Origin of the sequence: Streptomyces sp. NPDC048751, assembly GCF_043198595.1 — a bacterium.
Taxonomy (GTDB): domain Bacteria; phylum Actinomycetota; class Actinomycetes; order Streptomycetales; family Streptomycetaceae; genus Streptomyces.
In genome coordinates this window covers 435,271-461,223 of sequence record NZ_JBICUX010000004.1, presented here as the reverse complement: position 1 = coordinate 461,223, position 25,953 = coordinate 435,271, and the positions used below count along the sequence as shown (strand labels likewise).

Annotated in this window: 19 protein-coding genes; 6 read left to right on the top strand and 13 right to left on the bottom strand. The window is 72.4% G+C overall.

What is annotated here, in order from left to right; all coding sequences use genetic code 11:
* Positions 1-34: 34 nt before the first annotated feature.
* The 3 genes from ACGFNV_RS16880 to ACGFNV_RS16870 all read right to left on the bottom strand — a co-directional run bounded on the left by ACGFNV_RS16880 (position 35) and on the right by ACGFNV_RS16870 (position 2,688).
* Complete coding sequence (locus tag ACGFNV_RS16880) at positions 35-1,651, bottom strand: serine/threonine-protein kinase (protein WP_393623176.1); 1,617 nt, start codon at positions 1,649-1,651, stop codon at positions 35-37.
* Between the two features lie 121 nt (positions 1,652-1,772).
* Positions 1,773-2,162, bottom strand: a complete 390-nt coding sequence (locus tag ACGFNV_RS16875) for a cold-shock protein (protein ID WP_393623175.1) — start codon at positions 2,160-2,162, stop codon at positions 1,773-1,775.
* A 133-nt stretch (positions 2,163-2,295) separates the two neighbouring features.
* The gene (locus tag ACGFNV_RS16870; RefSeq protein WP_393623173.1) at positions 2,296-2,688 is read right to left on the bottom strand and encodes a DUF5997 family protein; all 393 of its coding nucleotides are present in this window, start codon (positions 2,686-2,688) and stop codon (positions 2,296-2,298) included.
* Positions 2,689-2,746: 58 nt separating this feature from the next.
* Here ACGFNV_RS16870 and ACGFNV_RS16865 point away from each other — a divergent pair, with 58 nt between their 5' ends.
* Complete coding sequence (locus ACGFNV_RS16865; RefSeq protein WP_393623171.1) at positions 2,747-3,538, top strand: LysR substrate-binding domain-containing protein; 792 nt, start codon at positions 2,747-2,749, stop codon at positions 3,536-3,538.
* Between the two features lie 42 nt (positions 3,539-3,580).
* On the opposite strand, the gene ACGFNV_RS16860 is transcribed toward ACGFNV_RS16865, so the two are convergent.
* From ACGFNV_RS16860 to ACGFNV_RS16850, 3 genes are all read right to left on the bottom strand, one after another.
* Entirely contained in the window at positions 3,581-6,385 is a 2,805-nt protein-coding gene (locus ACGFNV_RS16860; RefSeq protein WP_393623169.1) for a beta-L-arabinofuranosidase domain-containing protein, read from the bottom strand.
* Between the two features lie 127 nt (positions 6,386-6,512).
* Positions 6,513-7,214, bottom strand: coding sequence for an HAD family hydrolase (locus ACGFNV_RS16855; protein WP_393623167.1), 702 nt, complete (start codon positions 7,212-7,214; stop codon positions 6,513-6,515).
* A 20-nt stretch (positions 7,215-7,234) separates the two neighbouring features.
* Complete coding sequence (locus ACGFNV_RS16850) at positions 7,235-7,711, bottom strand: Lrp/AsnC family transcriptional regulator (RefSeq protein ID WP_393623165.1); 477 nt, start codon at positions 7,709-7,711, stop codon at positions 7,235-7,237.
* 260 nt (positions 7,712-7,971) lie between these two features.
* Between ACGFNV_RS16850 and ACGFNV_RS16845 the strand changes: the two genes are divergently transcribed.
* Positions 7,972-9,468, top strand: a complete 1,497-nt coding sequence (locus ACGFNV_RS16845; protein ID WP_393623164.1) for an FUSC family protein — start codon at positions 7,972-7,974, stop codon at positions 9,466-9,468.
* Positions 9,469-9,596: 128 nt separating this feature from the next.
* Positions 9,597-10,631, top strand: a complete 1,035-nt coding sequence (locus tag ACGFNV_RS16840) for a lactonase family protein (RefSeq protein WP_393623163.1) — start codon at positions 9,597-9,599, stop codon at positions 10,629-10,631.
* Positions 10,632-10,770: 139 nt separating this feature from the next.
* On the opposite strand, the gene ACGFNV_RS16835 is transcribed toward ACGFNV_RS16840, so the two are convergent.
* Together ACGFNV_RS16835 and ACGFNV_RS16830 are read right to left on the bottom strand one after the other, a co-directional pair.
* Positions 10,771-11,691: a sirohydrochlorin chelatase gene (locus ACGFNV_RS16835; RefSeq protein WP_393623161.1), complete on the bottom strand. Its 921-nt coding sequence runs from the start codon at positions 11,689-11,691 to the stop codon at positions 10,771-10,773.
* A gap of 173 nt (positions 11,692-11,864) precedes the next feature.
* Positions 11,865-12,866, bottom strand: a complete 1,002-nt coding sequence (locus tag ACGFNV_RS16830; RefSeq protein WP_393623159.1) for an N-acetylglucosamine kinase — start codon at positions 12,864-12,866, stop codon at positions 11,865-11,867.
* 270 nt (positions 12,867-13,136) lie between these two features.
* Here ACGFNV_RS16830 and ACGFNV_RS16825 point away from each other — a divergent pair, with 270 nt between their 5' ends.
* The gene (locus ACGFNV_RS16825; protein WP_393623158.1) at positions 13,137-13,814 is read left to right on the top strand and encodes a uracil-DNA glycosylase; all 678 of its coding nucleotides are present in this window, start codon (positions 13,137-13,139) and stop codon (positions 13,812-13,814) included.
* 318 nt (positions 13,815-14,132) lie between these two features.
* On the opposite strand, the gene ACGFNV_RS16820 is transcribed toward ACGFNV_RS16825, so the two are convergent.
* The gene (locus tag ACGFNV_RS16820) at positions 14,133-17,672 is read right to left on the bottom strand and encodes a SpoIIE family protein phosphatase (RefSeq protein WP_393623156.1); all 3,540 of its coding nucleotides are present in this window, start codon (positions 17,670-17,672) and stop codon (positions 14,133-14,135) included.
* 278 nt (positions 17,673-17,950) lie between these two features.
* The gene (locus ACGFNV_RS16815; protein WP_393623155.1) at positions 17,951-18,871 is read right to left on the bottom strand and encodes a carbohydrate ABC transporter permease; all 921 of its coding nucleotides are present in this window, start codon (positions 18,869-18,871) and stop codon (positions 17,951-17,953) included.
* 112 nt (positions 18,872-18,983) lie between these two features.
* Between ACGFNV_RS16815 and ACGFNV_RS16810 the strand changes: the two genes are divergently transcribed.
* Positions 18,984-19,514 carry a hypothetical protein gene (locus ACGFNV_RS16810; protein WP_393623153.1) on the top strand — a complete coding sequence of 177 codons (531 nt, stop codon included), beginning with the start codon at positions 18,984-18,986 and terminating at the stop codon, positions 19,512-19,514.
* A 181-nt stretch (positions 19,515-19,695) separates the two neighbouring features.
* Here the strand turns inward: ACGFNV_RS16810 and ACGFNV_RS16805 are convergent, their stop codons facing one another.
* On the bottom strand, positions 19,696-20,781 hold the full coding sequence (locus ACGFNV_RS16805; RefSeq protein ID WP_393623152.1) for a WD40/YVTN/BNR-like repeat-containing protein: 1,086 nt from the start codon (positions 20,779-20,781) through the stop codon (positions 19,696-19,698).
* 272 nt (positions 20,782-21,053) lie between these two features.
* Here ACGFNV_RS16805 and ACGFNV_RS16800 point away from each other — a divergent pair, with 272 nt between their 5' ends.
* Positions 21,054-21,638 carry a hypothetical protein gene (locus ACGFNV_RS16800; RefSeq protein WP_393623151.1) on the top strand — a complete coding sequence of 195 codons (585 nt, stop codon included), beginning with the start codon at positions 21,054-21,056 and terminating at the stop codon, positions 21,636-21,638.
* A 421-nt stretch (positions 21,639-22,059) separates the two neighbouring features.
* Here the strand turns inward: ACGFNV_RS16800 and ACGFNV_RS16795 are convergent, their stop codons facing one another.
* Positions 22,060-24,129: a HEAT repeat domain-containing protein gene (locus tag ACGFNV_RS16795; RefSeq protein ID WP_393623149.1), complete on the bottom strand. Its 2,070-nt coding sequence runs from the start codon at positions 24,127-24,129 to the stop codon at positions 22,060-22,062.
* A gap of 93 nt (positions 24,130-24,222) precedes the next feature.
* Positions 24,223-25,884: an acyl-CoA dehydrogenase family protein gene (locus ACGFNV_RS16790; RefSeq protein WP_393623148.1), complete on the bottom strand. Its 1,662-nt coding sequence runs from the start codon at positions 25,882-25,884 to the stop codon at positions 24,223-24,225.
* Between the last annotated feature and the right edge of the window lie 69 nt (positions 25,885-25,953).

Here is a 25,953-nt window from a genome sequence, read left to right as displayed (position 1 = left end):
CCGCGGCGGCCTCCCGGGCGCGGTCGGCGCGGGGTCAGTCACCGAGTCTGACGAACCCGTCCCGCACGTGGTCGAAGACGGGCCGGTACTTGTTCCACTCGGCCTCGGGCGCCGACAGGTAGATGTCGTACTCCCGGCCGCCCTCCCGGCCGAAGCCGAGGTCGATGGCGCGAAACGGGCGGGCCTTGCCGTGGAACGTGAACTCCCACACCGCGGCCGGCTGCCCCTGGAACCGCGTCTCCTGCATGCGCAGCCGCCGGTACGTCGGGTAGTTGACCTTCGTGTTCGTCTCGATGTCCGTGAAGTGGTCCTTGGGGCTCGAACCGGCGGGCTCGACCATCCCGATGGTGACGCCGGCCAGCCCGGACGGGTCGGTGTAGACGACCTCGTCGTCGGACCGCCTGGTCGCCTTCCAGTCCTCGGGCACGGGGAAGGAGACGTCGAACCGCTCCTCCTTGACCGACCGGTAGCCCTCCGGCAGAGGGGAGGGTGAGGGTGAGGACGACGCCGTGGTGGGGCCGGTCGAGTGGGTGGCGGCACGGGGTGTCTCCGTGCCGGACGGCGACATGTTGATCACGCCGACGGTCACGGCCGTGGCGGCCACCACGGAGGCGACGACCAGGAGGAGCACACGGCCCCTGCGACGATCTTTACGCTGCTTTCGCCCTCGGTCGGCGAGGGAGTGTTCGAACGGCACGGGCTCTCCACCGGAGGACCGCTCCTTCGTCCTCTCGGTCGACCGCCCCAGCGTCTCGTCACCCGGCGCCCGGTCGTCCGACCACGCCACGGTCGTACCCGTTCTGGACCAGTCCGGCGCCGGTCCGGCTGTCTGTGCGGAGGACCGCGCGGACTGCAGCGCCCGCTCGGTCTGCTCCGCCGACGGACGCTCCTCGGGCTCCTTGAACAGCAGTGCCTCGATCAGCGGTTCCAGCGGCCCGGCCCGCTTCATCGGCTCCATCGGGTCGACGGCGATGGCGTACGCCGTCTCCACGGCGGTGTCCCGGCGGAACGGCGGCCGCCCCTCGACCGCCTGGTACAGCGTCGCGCCCAGCGCCCACAGGTCCGAGGCGGGCCCCGGCTTCTGACCGCGGATCCGTTCCGGGGCCATGAAGTCGATGGACCCGACCATCTCGCCGGTCCGGGTCAGCGTCGACGACCCCGTGGTCACGGCGATACCGAAGTCGGTGAGCACCACCCGGTCCCCGGCGCCGAGCATGACGTTGCCGGGCTTGACGTCACGGTGCAGCACACCGGCGGCGTGCGCGGCGCGCAGGGCGGCGATCATCCCGAGGCCGATGCGGGCGGCCTCCTCCGGAGGAACCGTCCGGCCGTGTTCGAGGAGATCGCCGAGCGTGACGGCCGGCAGGTACTCCATGACGATGCAGGGCCGCCCGTCGTCGTCCACGACGTCATGGACGACGACCACGTTCGGATGTACGACACGGGCTGCGGCGCGTGCCTCACGGCGGGTGCGTTCGTACAGAGTGGCGAGCTCGGCGTCGGCGAGGTGCGGCTGTACGTGCAGCTGCTTCAGCGCGACCCTGCGGTCGAGCACCTCGTCGTCGGCGCGCCACACCGTGCCCATGCCGCCCCGGCCGATCAGCTCCACGAGCCGGTAGCGCCCGGCGACGAGCCGCCCCTCGTCCGACACCGCTCGTCCTCCGACGCCTTGCCTCGTTCGATTTCGTTCCGCCACCATAGCCGCCCGCGGAAAACGATCAGGTGATGACGATCACGCGGCGCGGGGCCTGGCTCTCATGAGCCGAGTACGGTCAGCCCTCGACCCAGCCGTGTCCCCTGCCGAACTTCGCCAGCGCGCCGCGGACCTCGAGGATCTGCTCACCGGTGAGCGAGGGCGCCGCCGCCAGCAGCAGCTCGGTGACCTCGGCGGTGAACTCCTGCGTGTTCAGTACATCGCAGAGGGAGTCGTCGTCCGGAGCCAGCGGCTTGCCGTCCTCACCCCGGGCGAGCCGCACGGCGGAGGCCTTCGGGCCGCGCTCACCCTCCTCGATCTCGAACTCCACCACCACACCCCGGTGCACCGCCGACTCCGGAATCAGCATGTCGTTCACATGCAGGAACACGTCCTCGCCACCGTCGTCGGGAGCGATGAACCCGTACCCCCGCTGACTGTCGAACCGCACCACACGACCAGCAACCATGACAACCCCCAACAGACCGGGCCCTTCGCCCGTGGAACCATGGCCTGATCGTAGTGGTCGCCGGGGGCGGCACTCTTCCGCGGGGTGCGGCGTCGGGATCGTCCCGCCACCAGGCGAATCGATTCCTGAGGCCTCAGGAATCGTGCTCGGCGCGCTCGGCGTCCCGCTGTTTGAGGCGGGCCGCCTCCTTGCGGACCTCGGCCTGGGTGGCGCGTTCCTTCTCCAGCCACTCGGGCTTGTCGTCCTTGAGCGCCTCGATCTGCTCGGTGGTGAGCGCCTCGGTGACCCCGCCCCGGGCGAGACCGGCGATGGAGACGCCCAGCTTCGCCGCGACGACCGGACGAGGATGCGGGCCGGTGCGTCGCAGTTCCCGCAGCCACTCCGGCGGGTTGGCCTGGAGTTCGTTCAGCTCGGCACGCGAGACGACCCCCTCCTGGAACTCGGCGGGGGTGGCGGGGAGGTACACACCCAGCTTCTTCGCCGCGGTCGCGGGCTTCATCGTCTGGGTGGTCTGGTGCGACTTCATGCCATCCAGACTATCGGCCGCGAACGAGCCCTCCGACCACAGCCGGTAACCTGGCGAGGTGACCGGCTCGCCAGACTCCCCCTCCTTCCGACTCGCCTACGTCCCCGGGGTGACCCCCGCCAAGTGGGTGCGGACCTGGACCGAGCGCCTGCCCGACGTCCCCCTGACCCTCCTCCAGGTGACGGCCGCCGAGGCGTCCGACGTGTTGCGCGACGGCGCCGCCGACGCGGGCTTCGTACGGCTCCCGGTCGACCGTACGGTGTTCAGCGCGATCCCCCTCTACACCGAGACGACGGTCGTCGTGGTGCCCAAGGACCACGTCGTGACCGCGGCGGAGGAGGTGTCCCTCGACGACCTCGTCGACGAGGTCGTCCTCCACCCCCTCGACGACGTCCTCGGCTGGCAAAGCCTCCCGGGGCAGCCCGCCTTCGAACGCCCCGCCACCACGGCGGACGCCATCGAACTCGTGGCGGCCGGCGTGGGCGTCCTGATCGTCCCGCAGTCGCTGGCCCGCCTCCACCACCGCAGGGACCTCACCTACCGTCCCGTCGTGGACGCCCCCCAGTCGAGCGTCGCCCTGTCCTGGCCCGAGGACGCGACCACCGACCTCGTCGAGGACTTCATCGGCATCGTCCGCGGCCGCACGGTCAACAGCACGCGCGGGCGCACGCAGCCGCAGCCCCAGCCGAAGTCGCAGACCGAGCAGAAGCGAGAAGGCCGCAAGCCCACCACGGGCGGTAAGCCGACGGGCGGCCGGGCGAAGCCGAGCGGCGGCACGGCGCGCGGCCGCTCCGCCGCCCCGAAGAGCGGTGGACGGCGCGGCACCGGAAAGCCGCGCCGCCGGTCGTAGCCCGAAACCGCTCTCAGCCGCCTCGGCCGGGCGCGGGAGACGTCACCGCACGTACGTCGCGCTCCGCGCCGTGCTCACCACCGTCTCCCCGTCGGCCCGCGCCAGCAGCCCCGCGGACACCCACGCGTCCACCGTCGACCGCACCCGCGCCACCAGCGCGCCCTTGCCGCTGAACGGCGCCCCGGCCCAGATCTCGTCGAGGAGGCTCGTGCCGTCGGCCTTCGCCGGGTTGGCGACGCCGGAGTCGGTGTTCCCGAAGACCACCCGGGGCTCGGCCCGCCGCACGTACGCGTGGGTGGGGTCTTCCGTCCCCTCGAAGAAGGGCGCGAACTCGGTGCCGTCGAGGGTGTAGTGCAGGGGCTTTCCGGCGACCGGCGCGAGGGAGGGCAGCAGGTCGCCGGAGAGGGCGGCGTTGCGGTACAGGCCGAACGGCAGGTAGCTCGTCGACACGTTGCGGCCGACCAGGTTGACCGGACCGTAGAACAGCGTCTGGAGCGACGGGTCGTCGAGGGCCTTCTCGACGCGCAGGCGGAACGGGACGGCGACGCGGACGGTGTCGCCGTCGCGCCACTTCCGGGACACGGTGAAGTAGCTGCCCGGCCTCGGAGTGCCGTCGACCGTACGCCCGTTGACGGTCACCCGGAAACCGGCGGTCGCCCAGGAGGGCACCCGAAGCCGCAGCGCGAAGGTGCCGGTGCGGCCCCGCACGGTGAGGGTGGTGCCCTGCTCGCGCGGATAGTCGGTGGTCTGGGTGACGGTGACGCCCTTCTCGGCCCAGGTCAGCGTGGACGGGCTGTAGAGGTTGACGTAGAGGGTGCTGCCGTCGGCGGCCTTGAAGTACACCGAGTCCTGGTACTTGGTGGCGCTCTCCATGCCGGTGCCCTCGCAGCAGGTGGTGCCCTGCTTGGGCGTGTAGTCGCGCACGTGCCCGGGGGTGAGGCCGATGAAGTACGTGACGAGCGGCTTCTCCGCGTCCGCCTTGTCCTGCTTGGAGCCGAGCACCTGGTTGTACAGGGCGCGCTCGTAGTAGTCCATGTACGCCGGGTTCTGGTCGTGGAAGAACAGCATCCGGCTCAGCTTCAGCAGGTTGTACGCGCAGCACGTCTCGGCCGTGGTGGCGCTGATCGTGCCCGCGACGACGTCCCGGGCCTTCCAGAACTCCGCCGTGCTGGTGCCGCCGATGCCGTACATGCGGTGCGGTACGACCATGCCCCAGAAGTTCTTCGCGGCGGTCAGGTAGCGCTGCTCGCCCGTCGCGTCGTACAGCCGCACGAGCCCGGTGAAGATCGGGATGTGCTGGTTGGCGTGCAACCCGTCGAGCGTGTCGGTGCCGGCGGCGCAGGCGTCGATGAGCTTGTCTAGGTCGAACAGCTTGGCGAGCGCGAGGTGCTCGGCCTTGCCGTTGATCGTGTACAGGTCGACGATCGCCTCGACGATGCCGCCGAACTCCCCGCTGGAGAAGATGCCCCACATCCGCTGGAGAGTGGCGTCGGGCAGCTTGGACAGCCGGGAGTACATCCAGTCGCACATGCCGGACGCGAGGTCGAGCGCGCGGTCGTCGTCGGTGGCGACGTAGGCGTCGAGCAGACCCCTGAGGATCTTGTGAGCGGTGTAGTACGGAGCCCACACCTTGGTGTAGTCGGGGCTCGTCCTCGATTCCAGGTCGATGAACTGCGTCTCCGGGTACGCCGCCAGGAACCCGGGGTGGCTCGGCGCGCCCCAGGTGCGGCGCAGGGTCGCGGTGAGACCGCGGCCGGAGGCGTCCGCGAACGTGCCACCCGTCGTCTCGTCGAAGGCGTACGACGCCAGGTCGCCGCGGCCCGCGGAGGAGTCGGCGGCACGGCTGTCCCGCAGCGAGGCGATCTCGTCCGCGGTCAGGGCCCGCGACCACACGTCGAACTCGTCGAAGGCGCCCGCGAAGACGGGGTCGGCCGGGAAGTTGGAGCGCCCGAGCCAGTTGTTGGCGAGGGTGCCGAGGGCGGCCGGGGTGAGGCTCATCGCCGTGTTCCGCGCGACGGCGACGCCGTTGACGTACAGGGTGCCGGTGCCGCCCGCGATCGTCACCGCGAGGTGGCTCCACTCGTCGAGCGGCAGCGTGGCGGTGCCGTTCAGTCCCTGCTCGCCGCCCGGCCCACTCGTCGTGATGGCGAAGCGGGGCACACCGTCGCCGTTGCGGGTGGCCAGGTACAGGTACCGCGTGTTGTTGTCGCCGAAGTCGAAGATGCGGGCCCAGTCGGCGTCATGGGTGGGCTTGACCCAGGTGGACAGCGTGATCGCGGAGGCACCGCCCAGCACGCCGGACGGCAGATCGATGTACTGGTAGGAGCCGCGTACGTTCTCGGCTGCGTTCCCGAACTGCCCAGGGGCACTGAGTACGACGGGTTCGTTCCGCAGTGCTTCACGCACCTCGGTCAGCGCCCCCACCATCGTGCGGATCCGGTCCGCGTAGACCTGGTCCCCGGTGCCGGCGTACGCCTGCGAGAGCATCGTCAGGAAGTGCCCGGTGTAGTGCCCGCGCAGATTGCCGTTGGCCTCGCCGTCCAGCCCCTCCCAGCCGCCCGGGGCGACCGCGCCGAGCGTCGACAGGCCGGCGTTGGCGCGGAACACCTGGAGCAGCCGGTTGACGTCGTAGCCACGCGCGTGGTCCAGCATCAGCTGCCGCTTGGTCGCGAACAGGCCCTTGCCCAGCGTCACTTCCTTGAGCTGGAAGGGCTGGAGCGTCCAGGACGCGGGCGGCGGCAAGGGGGCGGCGGAGGCCCCGCCGGTACCCGCGGCTGCGAAGCCGGGGGCGGCCGCGGCGACTATCGCGCTCTGGAGAAGGGTTCTTCTGGAGAGGGGCGGGGCCATGTTGCTCCTCCACGGGGGCCACGTCGTTCGAAATGACGGACAGCGTGCGGGTGATCGACCAGACGCTATGCGTGAGGTGAGGGAGCGTCAACGGTCCGGACGAGATCAATCGGGGTGCGGCCCGGCTTCACGCGATCCGCGTGCCGACGGAGCGTACGAGCCACTCGTAGGCCCCTCGCGCCGTGAACTCCCCCTGCCCGCCCCGCACCAGCAGACCCGCCGAACCGAACTCCGGCGCGTCCGCCTGGGACGGGACGTACGGAACCGCGATGCACCGCATCCCCGCCGCCCGGGCCGCGGCCGCGCCCGGGGCCGCGTCCTCGACGACCACGCAGTCGGCCGGGGCCGCGCCGAGACGGCGGGCCGCCTCCAGGAAGACGTCGGGAGCGGGCTTGCCGCGGGTGACCTCGTCGGCCGAGACGGTGGTCCGCAGGTATGCGTCCAGGCCCGTGCCGGCCAGGACCGCCTCGATGGCTTCCGGCGCCGAACCCGAGGCCACGGCCATGGGTACGCCTTCGGCCGCCAATAGTTCCACGAACTGGCGCATCTCGGGATAGACGGAGGTGGCGGCGCGGGCGAGGGCGAGGTAGCGGCGGTTGGTGCCGGCGAGCAGTTCGTCCACGGGAGCCTCGATCCCGTACCGCTCCTTCCAGAGGGCGGCCGACTCCAGTGTGCTGATGCCGACATAGCCTTCGTGGTCCGCCCACGTGAACTCCGGGACGCCGTGCTCGGCAAGGGTGCGGCGACTTGCCTCGTAGTAGTTCGGCTCGCTGTCCACGAGTGTTCCGTCGAGGTCGAAGATGACCGAGGTGGTGCCGAAGTCGCTCATGCGGTCCAGCATGCCAAGCGTCACTCGCCGGCAGTGCGGCCGATCGACTCCACCAGCGGCAGCAGCCGGTACGGGACACGTTCGCGCAGGGCGACCTCGGTGCGGGTGCGGACGACGCCGGGCAGGCTGATGAGCTTCTGGATGACGTCCTCGAGGTGGAGGTTGTCGCGCGCCACCACCCGCGTCAGCAGATCTCCGCCACCCGTGATGGAGAACGCCTCCACGATCTCCGGTACGGCGGCCAGCGCGTCGCCCACGTCGTCAAGATGGCCCTGGGTGACCTCGATGTGCACGAACGCGAGCACCGGGTGGTCCAGCGCGGCGGGGGAGAGCGTGGGACCCGTGCCGGTGATCACACCGGCGCGCTCCAGCCGGTCGAGCCGGGCCTGGAGCGTGCCCCGGGCGACGCCGAGGACACGGGCGTACTCGCGCACGCTCGTGCGCGGCTGCTCCAGCAGCAGCCGCAGGATGCGCGTGTCGAGCTCGTCCACGGCCATGGGGCGGGTCTCCTTGCCGTCCTTGATCGGCGTCGACTGTACCAATGGCTCAGCCGCGAGGGGTTGGGGGTGGACCACCTCTCCTGGTCCGTTGGCCTGGCGTGGCTCATTCTTCTCCTGCTGTGGGTGGACCAATGGCACAGCCTTTGAAGAGACACTTGAGCCAGTGGTGGGACAGGTGCTCTCATGGGTGCGTCGATGGCGCTGCGGATCCCCGCGGCGCCTTTTTCATGCCGGTTGAACCAGAGGGGCGGGAAGCAGTGCTGAAGAGGGTGTTCGTGGCTCCGGACCCGGGGCGGACGCGGCTGCGTTCCGCCGCCCGGGCCGTCCTCGGCATCGGGGCGGCGGTCGTCGTCTGCGGTCTCGCCGGACAAACCCTCGCCGGCGCCGTCACCGGCGGGCTCGCCGCGCTCCTCGCGCTGTTCACCGTCACCGACGCGACCGTCCGCGGCCAGGCCGTCACCACAGCCCTGCTGCCCGCCGTCGGCCTGCCCGTGCTCGCCGTCGCGGCAGAGCTGCACGACCACCCCGTCGCCCGCGACCTCACCTTCCTCGCCGTCGTCGGGGCGGGCGTGTACGCGCGCCGGTGGGGGCCGCGCGGGCACAGCCTCGGCGTGTTCGCGTTCATGACGTTCTTCGTGGCCCAGTTCCTCCACGCCACCACGGACCAGCTGCCCGAGCTGTATGCCGCTGTCCTGCTGTCGGTCCTCACCGCGTCGGTGGTCCGCTTCGGGGTGTGGTGCTACGAGCGCCGCCTGCCCCCGGCCGCCGTGCCCGCCCCGCCGGGCGGCAGCGGGCTGGCCCGCGTGACCACGCGCCAGGCGATCCAGGCCACGGCCGGGGCGGGCTTCGCCCTGGTCGTGGGGCAGCTGGTGTCCGGGCAGCGCTGGTACTGGGCCGTCGGTGCCACCTGGTGGATCTTCGTGAACACCACCTCGCGCGGCGAGACCCTGGTCCGCGGCTTCCGCCGGGTGCTCGGCACCGTGATCGGCATCGGCCTCGGCCTGCTCGTCGCGGTCCCGGTGAACGGCGCCGCCGTCCCCACGGCCGCGCTGGTCGCCGTGTGCGTCTTCGGCATCTTCTACACCGCCGCCGTGTCCTACACCTGGATGATGCTCTGCGTGACCCTGCTCGCCGAGCTCCTCTACGGCCTCCTCGGCGTCCTCGCCCCCGGCTTGCTCGCCCTGCGTCTGGCGGAGACCGGAGTCGGCGCGCTCGGCGCCGTTCTGGCGGTGCTCTTCGTCCTGCCGGTCACCACCCACGCCGTCACCGACGCCTGGATCCAGCGCGCCCTGCGACGCGTCCACGCCTGCACCGCCGAGGCCGCGGCCCGGCTCGCGGGCGACCCCGACGCCGACCCGGCCCGCCGAGCGGCCGAACTGGAGCAGCTGCTCGGCCGCGTACGGCTCTCCGTCGCCCCGCTCGTACACCCGCTCAACCCGATGCGCAGCCGCAAGCGCCGCGCCCGCCAGGTCCTCACCCTCCTCGACGACTGCGCTCACGAGATCCGCGGTTTGGCGGCCGTCGCCGCCCACCCGGAGGCCTCCCACGACGCCCGCCTCGCGGCGGCCTGCTGGCGCGTGCAGGCCACGGTGGAGGCGCTCACGGAGGGCGGCGGCTCCGAGCAGGTCCCGATGGCCGCGGCGCCCCCTGCCGAAGAGGCCGCCCTGACCCACCTCCACGGCCTGGAGCGAGCCCTGGCCGAACTGGCCCACCCCCTGCGAACACCGTCGGGCTCGCCGCTGGTGGGGACCTGAGGGACGAGGCTCCCTCCCACCCGTCCCGCTCAGGGCTCGGCACGCCACCGTCCGAACCTTGGTCTAGACCTTGGGTGATCTCCTGCTACCGTCACCCCCTGGACAGCACCCAACGAGAGGGGACCGCGGTGACAGGTGATGGCGCGCGGCCGGGGCGGGCGTTCATCGGGTCGTTCACGGCGGCCGGGGGGCCCGGGCTCGTCGCGGCCGCTGTGGATCCGGAGAGTGGGGCACTGACGGTTCTGAGCAGTGTGGACGGTGTGCCGGACCCCTCGTATCTGGCACCTGCGCCGGGCGGGGACATGCTCTACGCGGTCAGCGAGACGGCGGAGGGAGCGGTGGTCGCGTACCGGATCGCGGGCGACAAGCCGGAGCTCGCCGGGCCGCCCGTCGCGGTCGACGGCAGCGGGCCCACGCACCTCGGTCTGTACGACGGGCACGTCCTGACCGCCAACTACGGCTCCGGCAGCGTCACCGCCGTCCCGCTCCGCGCCGACGGCACCCTCGCACCCGCCGCGTCCGGAGTGCTCCGGCACACCGGCGGCGGACCGCACACGCTGCGCCAGCAGGGACCGCACGCCCACCAGGTGCAGAGCGACCCCAGCGGCCGCTGGGCCGTCAGCGTCGACCTCGGTACGGACTCGGTACGGGTGTGCACACTGGTCGACGGCAACCCCGTACTGCACCGGGAGACCGCCCTGCGGCCCGGCTCCGGGCCGCGCCACCTGGCCTTCCACCCGGACGGCGAGCACGTGTACGTGCTCAACGAACTCACCCCGACCGTCACGGCATGCCGCTGGGAACCCGCAGACGGCTTCCTGAAGCCGCTGGACGAGACGCCGGTGCTCCCCGGCGCCCCGGCGGGCGACGCCTACCCCTCGGGCATTGTCGTATCCCCGGACGGCCGCTTCGTATGGACCGCGACCCGGGGCGAGGACGTGCTGTCCGTGTTCGTCGTCGAGGGGGAGGGGCTGCGCCTCGTCGGCACGGTGCCCTGCGGGGGCCACTGGCCGCGCGCCCTCGCCGAGTCGAACGGCTTCCTGTACGCCGCCAACGAACGCTCAGGCGACGTCACCTGGTTCCGCCTCGACCCGGCCACGGGCCTGCCCCGCCGTGCCGGCTCGATCGAAGTGCAGGCCGCGTCCTGCGTGGTCTTCGTCTGATGCCCGATGCCTGACGGCAATGGCTGTGACCGACCGACCGGTTCAGGAAAAGCGAAGGGCCCGCTCCTCACCGAGGAGCGGGCCCTTCGCCGTACGACCGACCGGCGCACCGCGGTCGTACGACCGTTCACGCGCCGTTTCAGCGCACCGGAGCGCCCTGCGGCTGCGGCGGGGCGATGCCCAGGGCCGTCGTGTACTTGCCCAGGGCGAGCTTGCCGATGGCCGGGTACGGGCCGAGCGCGTCGGCGGCCGCGCAACCGGCTTCCCTGGCCGCCTCCTCGAGAAGGGTGGCGTCGATCTCGGGGCCGATCAGATACGGCGCGAGCGCCAGCTGCTGGGAGCCCGAGTTGCGGAGCTGATCGGCGACGGACGCGATCGAGCCCTCCTGGTCCAGGGCCGCCGCCATCACCGGCACGGCGAGACGCGCGGCGAGCAGCATGCCGGTGATCCCGGCCGCCTGCACGGCCTCTTCACCGCCGACGGACGCCAGGATGATGCCGTCCGCCGCGGTCGCCACGGTGAACAGCCGGGCGCGGTCGGCGCGGGCCAGACCCGCCTCGGACAGGCGCACGTGCAGGGCCTCGGCCAGCAGCGGGTGCGGGCCGAGCACATCGGTGAGGTCGGCGGCGACGCGGCTCTCCATGACGGCCTGGCGGACCTGACGCAGCAGCGCGCTGTCCGGGCCGGCCAGCAGGGGCACGACGACGGCGACGGGGCCGTCGGGCTCCCTGACGTCCAGACCGGCGGCGCGGGCCTGCTCGTAGCGGGCGGTGCGCTCGTCGGCGGCCCGCACGAGCACGGACTGGAGCGTGGGGTACTCCGTGTCGTCCCCGTCCAGGTAGCCGATGCGGGCGTCGAGGCCGGGGAGCTCGGAGCGCGCGATGCTCACGACCTCCTCGGCGAGACCGCGGGTCGCGGCGCTGGGCGTGCCCGGAACCGCGAGGACGAGCGCGGGCGCGCCCTCGGGAGCCGCCAGGGGCTCGGGTCGGCGGTGCCGCCCGGGCTGGCGGGGGCGCGGCATTCGTACTGGTAGGCCGGCGGGCCCAGTGGGGGAGCTCATGGCGCCGCATGTTACTGGTTTCTTGGGCTCCCCTGTTCGGGGAGGGTGCAGGTGAGCGGTATCCGTCCGGTTTTGTCTGATGAGTTACGTACGGATCAGAAGTGATCAGCGTGTTTTCCGGGTGATTTGTGCCACCGGGTCATGCCCGGAAGGCGTGACACTTCGTCGAGCGGTCATTCCCTCTTGGTGGTCACCACGTGCAGCATCGTGTCGTCACCCGGCAGAGTGAGCGCGCCCGCAGCGAGTTCGGTGGCCACGCGCACGGCGCCGTGCAGGGGGTCGCCGTCGGCCGCGACGCGCCGCGCGTGCGGCAGCAGCCGCCCCAACTCCTCCTCCAGCGGTACGACAAGCGGGGCGCCCATCTTGAACAGGCCGCCGGTGAGCGCGATCTGGGGTCCTCCCGAGCCGGGGCAGACCGCGGCCGCCGACTCGGCCATGTGCCGGGCCGCCGCCCGCAGGATGCCCGCGGCGACCGGATCGCCCGGTGCGGAGGCGGCCACCTCGGGAGCGAAGGAGGCGAGGACGGCCGCACGGTCCGGACGCGGATAGAGCAGGCCGGGCAGCCCCGCCATCGGACCGAACACCTCCTCGGCGCGGGCCAGCAGCGCGGCCGAGCCGCCGGGCCGTCCGTCGTGGGCGCGCAGTGCGGCCTCCAGACCGGCCCGGCCGATCCACGCGCCGCTGCCGCAGTCACCGAGCAGATGACCCCAGCCGTCGGCCCGCCGCCACTGCGTCAGATCCGTCCCGACCGCGATCAGTCCCGTCCCGGCGGCGACCACGGCGCCGGGACGGAACCCGAGAGCGCCCACGTAGGCGGTGACCGCGTCGGCGGCCAGCGCGACCGTCCGGGCGCCGAACTCGCGCCGCAGGGCGCCCGGGAGCTCCGCGCGCAGGCCCTCACCCAGCGTGGTGAGCCCGGCGGCGCCGACCACGGCCGTGGCCGCCCGCGCGATCCCGGTCTCGGCAGTCAACGCCCGTATCATGGGCACCAGTTGCTCCACGAAGTGCCCCGGGTCGATGCCTCGGTCACCCGTACGCACCGGCTGCCGGGACTCCCGTACGCCCAGCACCCCGCGGTCGGTCGTGCCGACGGCGACCCGAAGGCCGGAGCCTCCCGAGTCGACGGCGAGGAGGGCGGAGGCGGCCGCCGCACGGTCAGCCTCGGCCACGGTCACGGCAGCCGCCAGTCCACCGGCTGTCCCCCCTGCCGCACACCAGGGGCTTGCCGCGCGCGGCCAGCGCCCTGTTGGGCAACAGCACGCCCTGCTGGGTCCACGGCGTCAGACGGAACAAGCTCCCCTCCTTCCCGGTGACCGGCTGCGTGATCTGCTCGACAGGGTCGAGGGTCTCGACGAGGAGGAAGAGTAGCGCCCGAGGGATGGCCCCTGTAGGAAGGCTTCCTTGCGTATGCGGGGCGTCTGTGTGTGCCAGTAGAGTGACGCGCCGTGGCACCACGACCTTTGCATGAACTTGTTGAAGCAGGCTGGGCGAAGGCCCTTGAACCCGCGGCTGAACGTATCGCGGCGATGGGGGACTTCCTCCGGGCCGAGATAGCGGCGGGCAGGACCTATCTTCCGTCCGGGGCGAACGTCCTGAGGGCCTTCCAGCAGCCCTTCGACGACGTTCGTGTCCTGATCGTCGGCCAGGATCCCTACCCCACGCCGGGTATGGCCATCGGGTTGAGTTTCGCGGTGGCGCCGGAGGTGCGTTCGTTGCCGGGCAGTCTGGAGAACATCTTCCGGGAGATGCACTCCGACTTGGGGCTGCCCAGGCCGTCGAACGGTGATCTGACGCCGTGGACCGAGCAGGGGGTGCTGTTGCTCAACAGGGCGTTGACGACGGCCCCGCGCAAGCCTGCGGCGCACCGGGGCAAGGGGTGGGAGGAGGTCACCGAGCAGGCGATCCGGGCGCTGGTGGCGCGAGGTACGCCGCTGGTGTCGGTGTTGTGGGGCCGGGACGCCCGCAATCTGCGTCCGCTGCTCGGGGATCTTCCTGCGATCGAGTCGGCCCACCCGTCGCCGATGTCGGCGGACCGTGGTTTCTTCGGCTCGCGTCCGTTCAGCAGGGCCAACGACCTGCTCGTCAAGCAGGGTGCCCAGCCGGTGGACTGGCGACTGCCTTAGGCCACAGCGGCCGCATGGTCCGAGCCTCCTTGGCGAGTGTTGACGGGGTGACCCTCCCTGACCCCTTGACCTCGCCAACGGGCCCTTGACTTCGCGGCATTGGCCCAGCACCGCGCGGTGGCAGTACGCCTCCGTCTGCCCGCCCCGGCAGCGCAGCCAGGCCGGCACCGGCAGCAGCGGCCGGACCGTCTCCCGTTCCGCGTGCGCCATGTCCGACGGATACCGCCGAACACGCACCGGGTGGCCTCCTGGGTCTCGGTTGGCTTCGCAGTCCCGAGCTGCCAAGAGACCCCGCTTTCCTGCCGTGGCCAACGGCGATCACGTAGCGGTCGGCTGTATGGCGCTTCCGTCAGCCTGCGGGTCGCCGGTTCGGCACGATGGTTCGGCGGTGGCAGCGAGCAGGGCGGTGTCGTCGTCGACCCGGTCGGGAGCGTTCAGCAGCTCCAGGGCCCGTTCGGTGATCTGCTGGGGGTCGGTGCGGGCGGCGACGGGCAGCGCGCCGCAGGTCTGGCGCAGGGCCGCCAGGCGGTCGTCCAGGGACAGCGCCCGGTTTTCCACCAGGCCGTCGGTGTACAGCAGCAGGCTGGTGCCGGGCGGGAACGCCACCTCGCTGTCGACCGGGGTGCTGCCCAGTCCCAGCGGCAGCGCCGGGGGCAGCTCCAGGTAGTCGGTGTCGGCGGCTACCAGCAGGGGCGGCAGGTGCCCGCCGGCGGCGTAGCGCAGGCGGTGGCGGTGTGGGTCGTAGACCGCGTACAAGCAGGTGGCGAAGCGTTCGGTGGCGAGCGACTGCAGGTAGGCGTCCAGCCTGGCCAGCACCTGGGCCGGTTCGGCGCCCTCCATCGCGAGGCTGTGCAGGGCGGAGCGGAGTTGGCCCATCACAGTGGCGGCTTCCACGTCGTGGCCCATGACGTCGCCGATGGCCAGCCCCACGGCACCGTCGGGCAGTGCGAGCACGTCGTACCAGTCGCCGCCGACCTCGGCGCCGCGGTTGCTGGCCCAGTAGTGGGTGGCCAGGCGCACCCCGGGCACCTGAGGCAGGCGGTGCGGCAGCAGGGCGCGCTGCAGGGTCAGGGCGAGGCGGCGCTCGTTGTGGTACCGGGTGGAGTTGTCGTAGGCCAGGGCCAGGCGGTGGGCGAGGTTCTCCAGATACTTGTGCTCGACCGCGGAGTAGTCGGTGTGCCGGGCCAGTACCAGGGCCCCCAGGGTCTGGTCGTGGGCGTGCAGCGGCAGGGCCAGCACGGCGGCGGGCGCCGGGTGCCGGCCGGCTGGGGCTGGGGGAGTGCCGTTGATCGCGTGGGTGGCGGCGGTGGCCAGGGCCTCGCGGGCAAGAAGGGGGGCGCCGGCGATGTAGGGCGGGGGCGACTGCGCCGGGGCGGGTGCGATGAGGTGGATGCTGATCTGCTCGGCGAAGTCGGGCAGCAGGACCTGGCCGGCAGTCTGCAGTATCTGGTCCGGGTCGAGGGTGGCGGACAGCCGCAGGCCCGCGTCGGCCAGGGAGGCCAGCACGGCCAGCTGGTCGCGGGTCTCGGTCAGGACCTGTTCGCGCAGCCGGGACAGTTCCAACCCGGTGCGGACGCGCGCCAGCAGTTGGCGCGCGGAGAAGGGTTTGGCCAGGTAGTCGTCGGCGCCGGCGTGTCGGCCCTGCACGGATTCCTCCTCGCCGGCTCGGGCGGTGAGCAGGACGATGGGCAGGCGGGCGGTGCGCGGGTCGGCGCGCAGCGCCCGGACCAGCTCGAAGCCGTCCATGTGGGGCATCATCACGTCGCTGAGTACCAGCTCCACCGGCTGCGCCAGGGCCATCTCCAGGGCCGCCCGGCCGTCGGCGGCGAGCAGCACGTCGTAGTCGGGCTGCAGGAGCTGGGTGAGGTAGGCGCGCATGTCGGCGTTGTCGTCGACGACCAGCAGGCGGGCAGGGTGGGGGCGGCCGGTTTCGTGAGGGTCGGGGCCGTGGGGGGCATCGTGGGTCGCGGGGGCGTGCGGGGTGCGTGCCGAGGGGGTGGCCGCTGTGGGGGCGGGGCCCGCCGCCAGCCAGCCCAGCGCCTCGTCCACATAGGCCGCGGCGCGGCCGGGCGGGCCGCCTTCGCCTTCCCCGGGGGAGGCGGCGCCGGCCGCGGACGGGGCCGGGCGGGGCCGGTGGGCGGCGGCGAAGGGGAGGTTCACGGTGACGGTGGCGCCCTGGCCGAGCCGGCTGTCCACGCCGACGGTGCCGCCGTGTGCTTCCACCAGGTCCTTCACCAGCACCAGGCCGAGGCCGCTGCCCTCGTGGGAGCGGGAGCGGGCGCCGCGGACCCGGTGGAAGCGCTCGAACAGGCGCGGCAACTCGTCCGCGGGAATGCCGGTGCCGGTGTCGGTCACGGTCAGCCGGGCCCGGCCGCCGGCCGCGGCCACCCGCACCCGGGCGCCGCCGGTGAAGGTGAACTTCAGGGCGTTACTGAGCAGGTTGAGGATGATCTTCTCCCACATCTCCCGGTCCAGGGGCACCGGCTCGGGCAGCGGCGGACAGTCCACCTCCAGCGTCAGCCCGGCCGCCTCGAAGGCGGAGCGGAACACCCCGGCCAGTTCGGCCGTGGCACCGGCGAGGTCGACCGGCTCGAGGGCCGGGCGGGTCTGCCCGGCCTCGGCCCTGGCGACGTCCAGGAGGGTGTTGACCTGCTTCAGCAGGCGCAGGGCGCCACGCTCGGCCAGCTCCAGCTGCTCGCGCCGCTCGGGCCGGTCCTCGTCGGCCAGGGCCTGCTGGAGCGGGCCCAGGAGCAGGGTGAGCGGGGTGCGGAACTCGTGGCTGACGTTGGCGAAGAAGGTGGTCTTGGCCCGGTCCAGCTCGGCCAGCGCCTCCGCCCGCCGGCGCTGCTCGTCGTGGGCGAGCGCGGCCGTCAGCGCCCCGGCCACGGCGGCGGCGAGCACCTCCAAGAAGTCCCGGTAGGCCCCGGCCGGCGGGAAGCAGGGGTTGACGCCCACCACCAGGACGCCCGCCACTTGGCCCGCGCAGTGCAGCGGCAGGGCCAGCGCCTGCTCTACGGGGAGCCGGGAGGCCGCGGCGTGCTGCCCGGCCGTGTTGCCGCCGGTGAGCGCTGCGGCCGGCAGCGTGGCGGGGGCGTCGTCGGCCACCACCTGCGCCAGCCGGGCCGCGACGTCCGACCCGTCGGCCGCACTCAGCGAGACGGCCTCGGGCGCCGGCCGGAGCCCCGCGGAGGCCGCAGGCCGCAGCATCCCCGGCTCGGAGGCCAGATACAGGCCGAGGAACGGGATCTCCTCGGGATAGGAGCCCAGTACCTCCGCGACGACCCGGGCGACCTCGCCCGGGGTGGGCAGCCCGGCGGTGCGGGCGCCGGTCTCGCTCAGCAGGCGCAGCCGGCGCTCGCCCAGTACCCGGCCGGTGGTCTCGGTGATGATCTGCAGCACGCCGCCGGCGGTGCCGTCGTCCAGCAGCACGGGCTGGAAGGCGGAATCGAAGTAGCACTGTTCCGGAAAGCCGTGGCGCTCCATGATGAGCGGCTCATCGGGGATCAGCAGGGGCTTGCGGGTGTCGCTCACATAGTGGAAGTGGGAGCTCACAGGGTGGGCCCAGACCTCGGGGAATACCTCCTTGTAAGGCCTGCCGAGCGCCCAGGGGTGTTTGGCGCCGACGATGGGTGTGGAGCCCAGGTTGTACAGCGTGGCGAATTCGGCGCCCCAGTACAGAGCCATCCCGTGCTCAGAGGTGAGCATGAGGCGCAGGCTGTCGACCAGGGGCCCCGGCCAGGACTCGGGGGGCCCGAGCGGCGTCGCCGCCCAGTCGATCCCGGCCAGAAGCTCACCGAACGCGCCGGCCTCGGCGAACATCCGGGCCGCCGCGGTGCGCGGGTCATCGGGCCGGGTCATCGAGAGATCGTCCTCCTGGCGCCTTGTGATCCGCCCGCGCCCTCCCAAGGCTGCCGATGGCCACTCGCTGCGGACCTTCCGGGCAGATCGGACGCCGGATCCGACGGTTCTGGCTGCACTCCTGCCAGAATTGCGAGATTAAAATAACCAAAACTACGATTTGCCCAGCAGTGTACGCCTGTATCCGCACGGCGACCGGCGGCGATGGTCGACTGAATGACACGAACGCGGATGCTCGGGCGCGCGGTCGGTGGGAGTCGAACACACCGGAAGGGCTGTTACTTCAGTGCTCCCGCCATGACGCCGTTGACGAACTGCCGCTGGAACGCGAAGAAGACCACCAGCGGGATGATCACCGAGAGGAAGGCGCCGGAGGACAGGACGTCGATATTGGTGCCGAACTGACGGGTCTGCTGTTGCAGGGCCACGGTGAGTGGGGCCGAGCCGGGGTCGGCGAAGATGAGCACGACGAGCATGTCGTTCCAGACCCACAGGAACGGGAAGATGCCGAGCGAGGCTGTCGCGGGCCCGCCCAGCGGCACGACCACCCGGAGGAAGAGCCACAACTCTCCGGCCCCATCGAGACGGGCGGCCTCCAGCAGTTCGCGTGGGATACCCGCGAAGAAGTTCCGCAGCAGGAAGATCGCGAACGGCAGGCCGAAAGCGACGTGGAAGAGGATGACGCTGATGAGGCTGCCGAAGATCCCGAGCTTCCCGAACAGGCTGGTGATGGGTACCAGCGCGATCTGCAGGGGGACCACGAGCAGGCCGACGACGAGGAGGAACATCCAGTCCCGGCCCGGGAATTCGACCCACGCGAAGACGTATCCGGCGAGTGAGCCGACGACCACGACCAGCAGCGTGGCAGGCACGGTGATCAGCAGGCTGTTCGTGAACGAGTGGGTGATCGTCGTATTGCTCAGCAAGTCGGTGTAGTTGTGCAGGGTCAGTTGCGCGGGCTTGGTGAAGACCGTCCACCAGCCCGACGACTGGATGTCCAGCGGCCCGCGCAGTGAGGACAGCAGCAGGCCGACGGTGGGCAGTAGCCAGAACAGGGCGACAGCCAGCAGGACGAGCCGGGTGGCTCCGCCGGCGAACCCGCGTGCCACGCGGGCGGCGGCGCCACGTCCCGCGTGGCCGGGGGCAGTCGTGACGGCTGCGGCGGTCTTGGCAGCCCGGGCGGTGTGAAGGGTTGTCACCGTGACTTCTCCGTCCGGAACCGCTTGATGTTGAGGAACATGGCCGGCGCGACCAGGGCGAGCAGGAGCACGGCGAGCTCTCGACGTGCTCCTGGACGACCTACGGGTTGGCATGGACAGTCACGACTGGGACTTTCCGCGCCTCATTTCCAGCCCCCACAAGGCCGGCATCATCAAACTCGGGGCCTCGTGCCATCGGATCGACCGCCACGAGGAGCGCTGGTTCGCCGCGGGAGCGGCGGCGGCCCGGAGCACGGGAGTGGCCGTGGCGGTGCACACCGAGATCGGGACCGCCGCGCACGCCGCTCTGGACCTCCTGGACAAGCACGGCGTCCCGGCCGGACGGGTCCTGCTGGCCCACACCGACCGCAACCCCGATCCGGAACTCCACCTCGACCTGATCGCCCGGGGCGCGCACCTCGTCTACGACACGATCGGGCGGATCAAGTACCGGCCGGACTCGGTTGTCCTCGACCTCATCGAGCGCATGGCCGAGGCCGGCAAGCTGGGCCAGATCTGTTTGGGGACAGACGTCGGACGCAAGTCCTCGCGGCTGCGCCGGCGTTTGGGCCATGAGGCGGTCGAAACCGTGCTGCGGTACGCCCCCCCCCGGCATTTCTGGCCAAAGCCTGACGGTGCCTGAAGCGAACACCCGCACATAGGTGGGAAGGCGGGTACGTCCCGCGGCGATCTCCGCGCGCGGGAAGTGGCCCATCTCGGCGATCGTCCGGCGACGGGTTCCAGGGCGTTCGCCCAGCCCGTTCGACGATCTCATGCAACGGGCGTGGTGGAGGTGGGCCGTCGGCCCGTCGAAGTGGTCCGGCTCATGCGACGACCGCGGCGCGCACGCACAGCACGTCCGGCAGGTGGGACGCCAACTGCCGCCAGCTGTCGCCGTCGTCGGCCGACGCGTACACCTCGCCGTTGCGGTTGCCGAAGTAGACGCCCGCCGGGTCCGCGTCGTCCGTGCACAACGCGTCCCGCAGGACCGTGCCGTAGTGGTCCTCCTCGGGCAGCCCAGCCGTGAGCGGCTGCCAGGTCCTGCCCGCGTCCGCCGTGCGGAAAACGCGACAGCGGCGGTCGGCGGGGACCCGGTCAGCGTCGGCGTTGATCGGGAACACGTACGCCGTGTCGCCCCGGTGGGGGTGCGCGGCCGCCGCGAAGCCGAACGTGGACGGCAGGCCCTCGCCGATGTCGGTCCAGTGCGCGCCCGCGTCGTCACTGCGGTACACGCCCCAGTGGTTCTGCAGGTACAGGCGGTCCGGGGTCGCCGCGTCGCGGGCGACCTTGTGGACGCACTGCCCGAACTCCGGATTCGGATCGGGCAGGAACACCGCGGAGACACCTCGGTTGGAGGGAGCCCAGCTCGCTCCGCCGTCGGTCGTGCGGAACACGCCGGCTGTCGAGACGGCCACCGTCACCGCCTTCGGGTCGCGCCGGTCGGTGAGCACGGTGTGCAGGCCCTCGCCACCGCCGCCCGGCACCCACTTCGAGCGTGTGGGGTGCTCCCACAGGGGGCGGACCAGCTCGAAGCTCTCCCCGCGGTCCTCCGAGCGGTACAGCGCGGCCGGTTCCGTGCCCGCGTACACCACGTCGGGTTCCGCCGCGGCCGGGTGCAGCTGCCACACCCGCTCCAGGGAGGCCTCGGTGTCCTGGGGGAACTTGACGGCGGGCCGGGCCGGTTCGGTCCAGGTGCGGCCCAGGTCGTCGGAGTGGAACACGGACGGCCCCCAGTGCGCGCTGTCGCCGCCGGCCAGCAGACGCGGGGTGTCGCCGCGCGTGTCGATGGCGACCGAGTACACCGCCTGCGCGTTGAAGTAGGGCGTCTCGTCGAACTCCCATGCGCCTCCGCGCCGACGCCCGATGAACAGGCCTTTACGGGTGCCCACGGCCAGCAGAACCTCGGTCATTCCGATCACCTCCGCGACATCTTTGTCCCAGACACCGGCCAGTCTGCACCCCGCCACTGACAGTCACCTCCGGACACGACGTCACCGCAGGTCAGAGCAGCCGAAGGAGGTCACTGGGCACACGGATCCGGCCATCTGCGCGAGGGTGCCCACGGGGGCCGGGGGAGGCCTCGTACCGTCGAAGCGGTGGAGTCGGCATGAGCATCACGAACGCATCGCCCGTATGGGAGGGCGGTCGGGATGTTCGTGCGCTCGTGAGGAGGAAGCCTTCGATGGCGTTCCGTGGTCCGAAGGTCTGGCTGTGGCGGTGGCGACGCAACCCCCTCAAACGCCGGGCCGACGCGGTGGAGAGCTGGGTGCTGCTCGGTGCCTGGGCACTCACCGTCCTTGCCGGGGTGCTCGCCGGTCTCACAGCGGCTCGGTCCGTGGAGGACGGACTGGCCAGGGAACGCGTCGAGTGGCGCCCCGTCGTGGCCCGGCTCACCGAACAGGCTCCCGGCTCGGCCCCCGACCATCCCGGAGCGGGCGGCGGTGAGCGGGTCTGGGCCAAGGTGAGCTGGATCGCCACGGACGGTTCCGCGCACTCCGGGCAGGCCCGCGTCGAGGCGGGCAGCGCGGAGGGTGCTGCGGTCACCGTCTGGACCGACCCCCAGGGCCGCCTGGTGACCAAGCCCGCCACCGTCTCCCAGGCCCAGCTCCGCGCCTCCCTCATCGGCGGCCTCGCCGGCGTGAGTGCCGCCGCCATCCCCTTCGTCGGCGGCCGTGCCCTCCGCACCCGCCTGGAACGCCACCGCATGGACCAGTGGGACGCGGAGTGGGCCCTCCTCGGGCCCCTGTGGGGACGCAAGACGGGCTGACGGCACGGGTCGGCGGCGGGCAGCGGCTGCTGTCGGCGGTGCGATAGCCGGTGTTCCCGGTGCCGGTGCCGGTGCCGGTGCCGGTGCCGGTGGCTGGGGCAGGCCGCGCAGGCAGGCGTGTGGTGCCCGGCCGCGGCTCGTGGCCCCGTTGGGCGGTGCCGCAGGTTGCGTGCCCGGTGCCCGGTGCCCGGTGCCCGGTGGCGGGCAGGGCCCCCGCACGCAGCCGCGGGTGGTCCCACCCCGGTGTTCAGCCCGGCTCTGCCGCCCCTGCCGCCCCTGCCGTCCGCACCGGCACCGGTGGACGCCACGCACCGCGCAAGGTGGGCGCCGGCCCGCACACCCCCTAGCCCAAGCCCCGGCGCCGCACGCCCAGGCATCACACGCCCAGGCATCACACGCCCAGGCATCACACGCCCAGGCATCACACGCCCCCGCCCCCACCCCCCGCCAACCCGTCCCGGCAAGCCCGCAACAACCGCTCGTCCGAGTGAACCTCATGGCTGCCGTACCCCTCGGACTGCGCCAGGTGGCGTCGAGCGGAAGCCAGTTCGGTCTCGAAGAGGTCCCGGGCCGGCGCCGCCGCCGGGCCCATCCCGGTGAGGCAGTCGGCGATGGTGGTGCGGGTGTGCGGGTTCTCCGTCCAGATGGAGCGGAGCACGGGAAGGACGGGGCCCGGATCCCCGGTGATGCGGCTCACCGCGCACGCGGCCGACATCCGCTCCCAGAGCGTGCCGGTGTCCACCATGCGGCGCAGTGCGGGCAGCGCGGGGCGGGCCGACGGGCCGAGGTGTTCCAGGGCCTCGGCGGCCCGTCGCCGACGGTAGCCGTTCTCTCCCACGAGCTCCCGACGCAGCACGGGCAGGACGGCGGACTCGGACGCCTCCCCCTCCACCGACCACAGCGCGCCCGCCGCCCCGATCGCGTGCTCGGTGTCCAGCAGCCCGCGCAGCACCGGTACCGCCTCGCCCGCGGCGGGCCCGAACGCGCCGAGTGCGTGGACGGCCGCCTCCACGACGGTGTCCCGGAGGCGCGCGCCCTCCGGCACGCCCCGCAGCAGCCGCAGCACCTCCGGCAGCGCGTCACCGTCGCGCAGCGCCGCCAGGGCGGACAGCAGCGACGAGGCCCGGTCGTACGTGTCGGGCGCGTCCAGGGGCACGCCGCCGAGCCTGTGCCGCAGGGCGGGCGCGAGCGGAGCGGCGGCCAGGCCCAGGTGGGGGATCACCTGGCCGAGGTCGTCGGGCACGACCGCACCCGCCAGCACTCGGGCCAGTACCGGTGCGGCCCGCGGATCTCCGCAACGGGCCAGTGCCTTCAGTGGATCGCCCAGCGTCGGCGCGCCGTGCTTCCAGCGCCGCACCCACAGGTCGGGCCGGGACTCCAGCAGCGCATGGAGATCGTCGGCGGCGGGAACGGCCAGCTCGAAGAGGTCGGCGAGGACGGACACCGCCGCCTCCCGCAACCTGTCCTCCTCCGCGCCCAGTTGCGCGCCGAGCAGCGCCACGGACTCGGTGTAGTCCGCGCGCCACTCGCGCAGCAGCCCCGCCGACATCCACACCGCGTTGCACCGGTCGGTCGGATCGGGACTGGTCAACTGCCCGTTGAGCAGGGCGATCCGGTCGGACACCCGATCCCCCAGCGCGGAGTGCAGGGTCCGCAGCAGCTGCGAGCCCTCCTCGTCCGAGGGCCGCAGCCGGCGCAAGTGGCCGATGAGCGTGTTCATGTCGGGGTGACCCGGCTCGTCAGGACGGCAGGGCCGCTGCCGCGACCTGTCCCTGAGGAGTTCCACGACCGTGCCCACCAGGTCGGCGGGAAGGCGGTCCGGCGCGCAGCCGGCCAGCTGACCCAGCGCGGCGAGCCGCAGCCCCGGCCCGTACGGCGGCGAGCTCTGTGCCGCCAGCAGGTCCACCGCCTCGCCGGCGTGACCGGGATGACGCTCGGCGAACAGACCGAGGCTCCCGATCAGCGCGGTCAGGACCCGGTCGTCGCGCTCCACCGTGAGCCGCTCCCGCAGCAGTTCCAGCACCCGCCGCGGCGCGTCCAGGAACCGTACGACCGCTTCGGGCGCCGCCCGGCGCACCCCCGCGTCCGGGTCGGCCGTCAGCGCGACGAACACCTCGGCGCCCGCCCGGACAGCGGCGCGTGCCTCCCGGTGGTAGCCCTCCTCACCGGCCCCCTCCTCATCGCTCCCGTCCCCGTCCCCCTCGCTCTCGCCGTTCTCTCCCCCTCCGATGCTGACCAGCAACTCCACTATCCCGTCCCGGTCCCGCACGTCCTCACACCCGGCGAGGGCGAACAGGAACGGGACGCAGGCCAGCGTCGAGTCGTACACGTCTCCCTGGTGGTGCACCGCCCCGTACATCCCGTCCAGCGCGATCTCCCGCTCGGCGGGGTCGGTGGAGGCGAGTCCGCGGAGCAGCCCGGGAACGTCCTCCGCATTGCCGTACGCATGCCGCATCGAGGCCCAGTCGACCCCGTCGATCCCCGTGAACAACCTTGTCCTCCAAAGGCGAAGTGCAGGCTGATCGCGAGTGTGCACCACGCCACTGACAACGGTGCGGAACGGGGCGGCGACTGTCCGGAACCGCTACCCGTCAGTTCCGCCGGGCAGGGCCCGGTCGAGGATCGCGTCGAGGCCGGTGCCGTCGGGGAGCGTGCCGAAGGCGTGGCCCCAGTCGCCGCCGAGCCGACTCGCGCAGAAGGCGTCGGCGACGGCGGCCGGGGCGTACCGGACCAGGAGGGAGCCCTGCAGGGTGAGGGCCATCAGCTCCACCAGCCGCCGGGCGCCCGCCGGGGATCCCGTCGCCAGCAGTCCGCGCAGCCGGGCCACCGCGGCGTCCAGCCGGGCGTCCGCCCCGCGCGCCAGGGCCAGTTCGCCGAACAGGGCGTCCGCCGTGCCGGGCTCCCGGGTCAACGCCCGCAGCACGTCGAGGGCGTTGACGTTCCCCGACCCCTCCCAGATCGACAGCAGGGGAGCCTCGCGGTAGTGCCGGGGCATCCCGGAGTCCTCCACGTAGCCGTTGCCGCCGAGGCATTCGAGGGCCTCCGCGGTGAAGGCCGGGCCCCGCTTGGTGACCCAGTACTTGCCGACGGCGGTGGCGATCCGACGCAGCGCCTGCTCGCCGGCGTCCCCGCGCACCGCCCGGTCGGCCGCACCGGCCAGCCGCAGCGTGAGGGTCGTGGCGGCTTCGGACTCCAGCGCCAGATCGGCCAGAACGTTGCGCATCAGCGGTTGGTCGACCAGCCGCGCTCCGAACGCGCTGCGGTGGCGCACATGGTGGCCCGCCTCGACGAGGGTCTTGCGCATCAGCGTCGCCGACATCATCACGCAGTCGAGGCGCGTGCAGTTGACCATCTCGATGATGGTCTTGACGCCCTGCCCCTCGGGTCCCACCAGCCAGGCCACGGTCCCGTCGAACTCGGGCTCCGAGGACGCGTTGGAGCGGTTGCCGAGCTTGTCCTTCAGCCGCTGGATACGGAAGGTGTTGCGGCTGCCGTCGGGCAGCACGCGCGGCACCAGGAAGCAGGACAGCCCCTCCGGTGCCTGGGCGAGCACCAGGAACACATCGCACATCGGCGCCGAAGTGAACCACTTGTGCCCGCGCAGGGTGTACACACCGGGCTCGGCCGTGGGCGTGGCCGTGGTGGTGTTCGTGCGGACGTCGGAGCCGCCCTGCTTCTCGGTCATCCCCATGCCCGCGAGCAGCCCTCGCTTCTCGGTCGGCACCCGCAGCCCGGGGTCGTACTCCCGACTGGTCAGCAGCGGCTCGTACACCTTCGCGAGGTCCGGCTCGCGGCGCAGCGCTGGGACGGCGGCATACGTCATCGACGTCGGACAGCCGTGCCCGGCGTCGGTGTGCCCCCACACCAGCCCGCCCGCCGTACGGGCCACATGCGCGCCGGGCCGGTCGTCGGCCCAGGGCGCGCCGGCCTGGCCCTCGGCGACCGCGACCCGCATCAGCTCGTGCCAGCCGGGATGGAAGTCGACCTCGTCGACGCGATGGCCGTACCGGTCGTGGGTGCGCAGTTCGGGCTCGTGCCGGTTGGCCAGTTCGGCCCACTCCTGCGCCTCCCGGCTCCCGGCCAGCAGGCCGAGCCGTCGGACGTCGCCCTCGGCCCAGCCGGCGCCCTCCCGGCGCAGGCCCTCGAGGAGGGCGGTGTCGTCGGAGGCGTCATAGGGGGCCAGGGGCGGGGCCTGGTTGGTGACGTCGTGGGTGGCGGACCGCTCGTGCGGGAGTGTCGAGACCATACGGACCATGTTGCACTCTCGCTGCGGTCGTAGCAATGATGCAACACGAGGAGCGCACGTAAGGTACGT

Coding starts and splice junctions, on each gene's coding strand:
- ACGFNV_RS16800 (WP_393623151.1), top strand. CDS start 21,054: ATGGCGTTCCGTGGTCCGAAGGTCTGGCTGTGGCGGTGGCGACGCAAC.
- ACGFNV_RS16875 (WP_393623175.1), bottom strand. CDS start 2,162: ATGGTTGCTGGTCGTGTGGTGCGGTTCGACAGTCAGCGGGGGTACGGG.
- ACGFNV_RS16870 (WP_393623173.1), bottom strand. CDS start 2,688: ATGAAGTCGCACCAGACCACCCAGACGATGAAGCCCGCGACCGCGGCG.
- ACGFNV_RS16810 (WP_393623153.1), top strand. CDS start 18,984: ATGGACAGTCACGACTGGGACTTTCCGCGCCTCATTTCCAGCCCCCAC.
- ACGFNV_RS16860 (WP_393623169.1), bottom strand. CDS start 6,385: ATGGCCCCGCCCCTCTCCAGAAGAACCCTTCTCCAGAGCGCGATAGTC.
- ACGFNV_RS16835 (WP_393623161.1), bottom strand. CDS start 11,691: ATGAGCTCCCCCACTGGGCCCGCCGGCCTACCAGTACGAATGCCGCGC.
- ACGFNV_RS16805 (WP_393623152.1), bottom strand. CDS start 20,781: ATGACCGAGGTTCTGCTGGCCGTGGGCACCCGTAAAGGCCTGTTCATC.
- ACGFNV_RS16850 (WP_393623165.1), bottom strand. CDS start 7,711: ATGGCCGTGGACGAGCTCGACACGCGCATCCTGCGGCTGCTGCTGGAG.
- ACGFNV_RS16820 (WP_393623156.1), bottom strand. CDS start 17,672: ATGACCCGGCCCGATGACCCGCGCACCGCGGCGGCCCGGATGTTCGCC.
- ACGFNV_RS16790 (WP_393623148.1), bottom strand. CDS start 25,884: ATGGTCTCGACACTCCCGCACGAGCGGTCCGCCACCCACGACGTCACC.
- ACGFNV_RS16855 (WP_393623167.1), bottom strand. CDS start 7,214: ATGAGCGACTTCGGCACCACCTCGGTCATCTTCGACCTCGACGGAACA.